We start from the raw sequence: 6,693 nt of genomic DNA, 5'->3' as shown, positions 1-6,693 counted from the left end.
GAGACACGTAATAAACACACTTGACAAGCCTTGTTTTTGTAAACCTACTACCGATATGCCTATGGTAGCTCTCGTAGCACCTACTTGCATATCGGTAATCGGTACGGTGCTGCTGCCCTCTATGGGAGATTAGAAGATTTAGCAACACTCTACACACACTCTAAAACGAGTAGCAGCTGATAAATATACAGATATCCTTGCAGAACAGAAAAGCTGATGAGCATTGAGATCTTTGAACGGGGAAAAAATTGTTCAGATGTCTGGAGCGAGATGCTACTGGAACTGCTCCAGGCATCTATAAAACAACATTCACTGACTATGCATGCAACACCTGCTGCCGGTTAGGCGCTGTGCTTGAACGGCATGCAGTCTACTGAGCCAAACCTAACCTTGGGACGATGCCACAATTTTCTGCATATGCGGCAACATAATAGCCATGAAGGTTTTCACCCATTCTTCTTGCAGCTTTCTAGAGTTTGAATCACTATCACTAGCAGATGCTAACAATGGTATAAGCGCTCTTGTTAATTCTGGCACAGCTGTAGAAATCTCTTCACGCATTGACTTCTTAAGCTCACTGCTAAGCTTTTGGCCATATTCCTCTTCCAGGCACCGCATCACGTGATCAATATCTTCAGATGAGAGTATGCTGCTGTTGTCGCTAGATGCTTGAGGATGAGTTTTAGAAGCACGAATACGTGTGCTGTCATCCCAATGCCTGCTATCGTCTGAAGAAGACGTACGTATTTCAGAGTCTGACCTTCCTTTCATAACATCACTCCTTGTTCTAGATGAAGAAGTAGTATCATTCACTGTTGTAGAATTGCGGCTTTGCGGTTCAGTTTTCATACCATTCACCAAAATATTGTCACTACCGAGGTTATGGGAAATTCATTAATAAATTTATAACTTTAGTAAATTGATGACAGAACTAATGAAAGTGGTATTCCCTATAGGCGTACTCTACGTAAAGTAGTAAAAAAAGAAAATTTTCTGTTAATACACTGAATGCTATTTCATGCTTATCTTGCGTCTAAGGGTGGTAACACTCAAGGTGAAATACCCGGTATCTTCCGTAGTAGCCTCTTGTCAACCCTAATAGAGGTATTACTTGTCCTTTTGCTCAGTAAGCGTTGCTCTTCCCTATGTATGTACATTGTCCACTGAGCACTAATGTCTTACAATGTGTATGAGTATATTGGAGTAGTAAGTGTTAACGATTGCCATAATTGACTTTGGTTCACAGGTTACCCAGCTTATTGCACGCAGAGTAAGAGAACTTGGAGTGTATAGTGAGGTTTTTTCTGTAGATACTGACTTCCCTGCTTTACTTCAGCAAGGGAAAAAAATAGCAGCTTTTATACTGTCCGGAGGTCCAAACTCAGTATCAGAATTGCAAAACATACCGAAGGTAGTTGCAGATGTATTAGAAATAAATTTAAAAACTGGAACCCCAATTATGGGAATATGCTACGGATTCCAGTTACTTGCGCATAGCTTTAGTAGCACGGTAGAGTCAGACAAAGCACGCGAATATGGCCATGCACAGCTGCAAATTGTCGGTGAATCTGCAATAACGAAAGGTATATGGTCCGTAGGTCAAACGGCTTGTGTATGGATGAGCCACTCTGATAGCGTTGTCGATAATGTTCCTCAGGGTTTTAGCGTAGTCGCTCGCAGTATGAATACACAAGCTATAGCGTTTATTAGCAATGAGAAAAGAAAAATTTATGGCCTACAGTTTCATCCAGAGGTCTCTCATACACCTGAAGGTAGAGATATACTAAATAGCTTCTTAACTACTGTAGGCTGCGCTAGAAACTGGACAGTTAGGTCCTTCTTAAACACCCAGATTGATGATATAAGGAAGACGGTTGGCGATGGTTTGGCTGTAGCCGCTATCAGTGGCGGAGTAGATTCCTCTGTAGCATCTGTGCTATTGCATCGGGCAATTGGCGATCAGTTGAAGTGTGTGTTCGTTGATACAGGGCTTCTGCGTAAAGGAGAAGTTGAAACAGTGCGGGAGTTTTTTGTAGACAAACTTAAGATGTCAGTCTCAATCATGAGTGCCGCATCTTTATTCATAGAACGTCTTAGAGGGATTGTAGATCCTGAAGAAAAACGCAAGATTATAGGAAACACATTTATCGAAGTGTTTGAGCAGGAAGCGAAAAAACTAGGAGATGCACAGTTTCTAATGCAGGGGACAATTTATCCCGATGTTATTGAATCGGGAGCTAGTGGTTCAGGTGTCAAAATCAAGTCACATCACAATGTTGGGGGACTACCTGAGAATATGAATCTGTCACTGGTAGAACCACTAAGATGCTTATTTAAAGACGAAGTTCGCGCACTTGGTAGTGAATTGGGGTTACCTGACGTAATTTTGAAGCGCCACCCATTTCCGGGGCCGGGGCTCGCAGTGCGAATTATTGGAGAGGTGACTGAGGAGAAACTTCAGTTATTGCAGGAAATAGACAATATATACATAAGTATGCTCTATGAGAGTGGTCTCTACCATGACATATGGCAAGCGTTTTCGGTTTTGATCCCTGCGCGCACTGTTGGCGTTATGGGTGATAGCAGAACTTATGGACATGTTTGCTGTCTTAGAGCTGTTACCTCTTCCGATGGTATGACAGCAGATTGTTTTCCTTTTGGAGAAGATAAAGAGAAGCAGTTGAAGTTTTTAGAGTTTTTACAGAAAGTTAGCGTGGCAATAGTAGGAAGTCTACCAAGAGTAAATCGGGTGGTATACGACGTAACTTCTAAGCCACCAGCGACGATCGAATGGGAATAAAAACAGTAATAAATATATTATCAGAGTATTATATGGTAGAAAAAGCTGTTTTGGAGTGTGGAGACCGTAGAATTAGTTTGCCGGTTTTACGTGGTACGGACGGAACCCCAGTTGTTGATATCACAACCCTATATAGGGAGAGCAATGTGCTCACATATGACCCAGGTTTTATGTCCACTGCTGCCTGCAGATCAGAGATAACTTTCATTGATGGAAACAAGGGAACCCTACGCTATAGGGGTATTGATATAAAAAATCTGATCGGTATACCCAATGGCTTCAGTAGTATAGTGTATTTATTATTGAAGGGTACTCTGCCTTCTGAAACTGAGCATGCAGAGTTTGCACGGATTTTGGGTGATGAATACGATGTGCCTGAACGAGTTATAAACGTTATTAGATCATTCCCTCGAGATTCGCATCCTATGGCTATTCTAATAGCTAGCTTTTCTGCTTTAGCTGCTAATTACCACGCAAGTGACATTGATCCTCTGACAGGTGCCATCATCGCAATTGCGAAAGTACCTGGCATTGTTGCGAGTATTTATAGGCACATTGCAAATCTAGATTTTATACAGGCTGACGCAAACTTAGAGTACACGCATAACTTTATCAAGATGATGTTTGGCAATACAGATGAAGCGCATCGCGATATTATTCACAAAGCTCTAGATGCAATTTTTATAATGCATGCAGATCATGAGCAGAATGCCTCTACTGCCACTGTGCGTATGTCAGGATCTTCTGGAGCGGGTTTGTTTGCATGTTTGTGCTCAGGAGTGGCCACTCTGTGGGGACCAGCGCATGGTGGAGCAAATGAGGCTGTTATAAAAATGCTTGCTGAGATTGGTTCACCAGAAAATGTTTCGTCATTTATCGACAAGGTAAAGAACAACAAGGGCAAAAGTCGTCTTATGGGGTTTGGGCACCGCGTTTATAAAAGCTATGACCCCAGAGCGTGTGTTTTGCGTACAATCTGTAAGGATGTATTAGATACTCTAGGTAGAGATGAGAATTTGCTAGCTGTTGCAGAAGAGTTAGAAAGACAGGCTTTGCAGGATGAGTATTTTATTGAACGCAAGCTGTACCCAAATGTAGACTTTTACTCCGGCATAGTGCTAAGAGCTATGGGAGTTCCGGTAGACATGTATACTGCCTTTTTTGCCTTGGCGCGAACGTCAGGATGGGTATCTCAATGGTATGAGATGATTCAAAGTGATGAAGGGAAACGGATCAGCCGCCCACGGCAGTTATATACAGGAAAATAAGTAGTGTTAACTCACGTATTGTATGCAGTTACTGCAAAACACCTGTAGGGTGTACGTGGCTTGTGTTTTCAGTAGTGATGTGGTATGAAGACGTACAAGATCACTAGGTTATGATCGTTTGCCTCTCAACCATTGTGCACCCAGGGGGTATGTTTATGGTGTGCAACGAGGCGCACTATGATCATTATATTGTAGACATTGTCTAAATAATGCTATTATGAGGCGCAGGTACGATTGGTATTGTTCTTACTTCTTCTAAGGAAGCGACAGTTATAGTGACACATATTATAGAAGCTGATTGATTTCTATGGAAGTTACGTGAACATTGCCCTTGAGTTGTGTTGTATACGTCCGTATAAATTGGTTGCTGCCCCCATGGAAGTTACGTATAGTCGCTGCGAATTTTTGTGATTTATAGGGTTTGCTTTGGATATAGTCAAGATACTGCAGGATATACTGGGGTGTCGTAAGGTATTGATAGGGGAGTGGTTTGCGGATAAGTTTTCAAAATTCCCTGCTGTTCTTACTTCTTCCGTAGATGTTCGGTGCGCTAACTACAAGATTGCACCTATTGATACCAACTTTTTCCCAGCTGGGTACAACAACTTAGGAGAATCTGGAAAACGCAGAGCTGAGAAGTTTTTACTGAACCGCTTGTCTAAATATACAAATGGAAGGGTACTTATCATCATAGAAGGTCATACTCGTAATAAGAAGTATATAGATAGTGTGATCGTGCTACGTGACATGCTATGCAATGTAGGATTTGATACAGAAGTTGGTGGCTGCGATTTGCTGGAAAATCTCGTTGTTGAGTCCTCAAAGAATGGAGCATTAAGCGTACAGAAACTCGTAAACAACTCGGGGAAGATAAGTACAGAGTCTGGTTTTACCGCGGACGTCATTATCTTGAACAATGATTTAACCAGTGGAATACCTGCGGTATTAAAGGGAGATTTGCTACAAGACGTTATGCCGTCGCGTTATTTGGGTTGGTTTAACCGACGCAAATCAGGTTATTTTGATATCTATGTGAAAGTAGCAGAAGAATTTTGTAATGAGTTTAACATTGATCCATGGCTTATTACAGCATTGTTTTCCCATTGTGATAATATAGATTTTGTGAAGGGGGAAGGAATAGAACGTATTGCATCTGGTGTTGAGGAGTTGCTATCAAAAATTCAGGAAAAGTTCGTTTTGTACAATATTAGTGAAACTCCATACGTTTTCATCAAGGCAGATAACGGCACTTATGGAATGGGAATAGTCAGTGTTTGTAGTGGTGAAGATGTACTGAAACTAAACAAGAAAGATCGCAATAAGATGCGATGTGTAAAGGAGAGAAACCCCATTAAAAGCGTAATATTGCAAGAAGGCATTCCTACCAATGAAATGTTTGGTAATCACGTAGCAGAACCAATTCTGTACTACATCGGCGAAGACCTAGCGTGTTACTTATGCAGATACAATGGTGCTAGAAGCTGCCTTGAAAATTTGAACGTGCCTGGATGTGGGTTTGCAGATATGGAGTTTTCAGTACCTCAAAAGAAAAAAGGTATTTTGGGTGTTGTCGGCAAGTTAGCTATTCTAGCATCTGCTGTGGAAGGCTCAGAAATCCTAAAACACACCTCTAATACATTGAATCACGTATGAGAAGTAAGGATTAACCAAATTCCCCACCAACATAAGCCATGGAGAAGTTGGCAATAGCAGTATCCTTAGTACGGCCAGCAGGACTAGTATCATCTACAAGACGTTGAGCAGGAAGATCATCATAGACACCATCTCCAACAACACGATGGTAGAAGCCCCCAGCAAAAGCGGAGATTTCAGGAGAAAGCTGATAACTCAAGCCAGCCTTTAACCTGTAAGCAAGCTTAGGAGTGATGTGACCATCAACAACGCCAACGAAGTTACCACCTAGACCAACACAAGCATAAGGAACAACACCTAAACCTTCACTAAGAAGATCATAACAAGCATTGACCATGACTGAAGTAGAAGAAACCGCCCTAATCTCAACAACTTCACCACCTTCAATAGTTTTAGCTAGTAACCCAGCTACTATGGTTTTTTCTTCAGGAGTGAGTTCCTTGACTATGTCTTTAGCTACCGCTGTGGCGTTGCTATTAGGTTTACCATTGTCAGTCCCTACTGCGCTACTCTTAGCCGCTCTGCCAGTAGGCCAGTTTTTCCCTTCACCCACTCCAGTAAGGCTTACAAACTTGCTAAGAAATTTATGATCAGCTGTCACATTGCTTGTTGCGCCAAAACCACTGCACTGAGCTGTCTCCTCATCGCTGTTGTTTGTCGGATTCACAGCGTACTTTTTACCCTTACCCGAGTTTATCGCCGCATGACTTCCACTACAAACCTTACCATCGATGATGGGGTAAGAGATTTCAACAGCCTTAGCAAAGTGAACAATGTCCTTACCGTTTATTTTGGCAAGAGCAGCAGCAAGCTTGTCAGTCTGATCAGTAACTACATCATAAGCTAACTCCTTAGCTAGTAGATATACTGTATCAGCTTCATCTTCCTTACTACCACTATCTCTAATACCCTTAGTCTTGAAGCGCTCGTAACCAATCTCAAGCTCAACCCTGGCGCCACCAATACCATAAC

5 protein-coding genes are annotated in these 6,693 nt (G+C 42.0%); 3 read left to right on the top strand and 2 right to left on the bottom strand.

The genetic code is table 11. The features are described from left to right. Positions 1-384 precede the first annotated feature (384 nt). Positions 385-849 carry a hypothetical protein gene (locus KPX09_RS03840; RefSeq protein ID WP_249549072.1) on the bottom strand — a complete coding sequence of 155 codons (465 nt, stop codon included), beginning with the start codon at positions 847-849 and terminating at the stop codon, positions 385-387. A gap of 361 nt (positions 850-1,210) precedes the next feature. Between KPX09_RS03840 and guaA the strand changes: the two genes are divergently transcribed. The 3 genes from guaA (at position 1,211) to gshA (ending at position 5,721) form a co-directional block, all read left to right on the top strand. Further along, positions 1,211-2,800 carry a glutamine-hydrolyzing GMP synthase gene (guaA, locus tag KPX09_RS03835; RefSeq protein ID WP_249549071.1) on the top strand — a complete coding sequence of 530 codons (1,590 nt, stop codon included), beginning with the start codon at positions 1,211-1,213 and terminating at the stop codon, positions 2,798-2,800. 32 nt (positions 2,801-2,832) lie between these two features. Next, a complete protein-coding gene (locus KPX09_RS03830) occupies positions 2,833-4,068 on the top strand; it encodes a citrate synthase (protein ID WP_249549070.1) in 1,236 nt (411 codons plus the stop codon). Between the two features lie 426 nt (positions 4,069-4,494). Beyond that, the gene (gshA, locus tag KPX09_RS03825; RefSeq protein WP_249549069.1) at positions 4,495-5,721 is read left to right on the top strand and encodes a glutamate--cysteine ligase; all 1,227 of its coding nucleotides are present in this window, start codon (positions 4,495-4,497) and stop codon (positions 5,719-5,721) included. Positions 5,722-5,731: 10 nt separating this feature from the next. Here gshA and KPX09_RS03820 read toward each other — a convergent pair. Continuing rightward, the coding region (locus tag KPX09_RS03820; protein ID WP_249549068.1) for a P44/Msp2 family outer membrane protein at positions 5,732-6,693 on the bottom strand (962 nt) is incomplete at its 5' end.

It is taken from the genome of Anaplasma phagocytophilum, assembly GCF_023476575.1.
In the GTDB taxonomy this organism is placed as follows: domain Bacteria; phylum Pseudomonadota; class Alphaproteobacteria; order Rickettsiales; family Anaplasmataceae; genus Anaplasma; species Anaplasma phagocytophilum_A.
This window is presented reverse-complemented; position numbering and strand designations above follow the sequence as displayed.

Bases quoted from the DNA above. Each gene is read 5' to 3' on its own strand.
- KPX09_RS03830 (WP_249549070.1), top strand. From the start codon at position 2,833: ATGGTAGAAAAAGCTGTTTTGGAGTGTGGAGACCGTAGAATTAGTTTG.
- KPX09_RS03840 (WP_249549072.1), bottom strand. From the start codon at position 849: ATGAAAACTGAACCGCAAAGCCGCAATTCTACAACAGTGAATGATACT.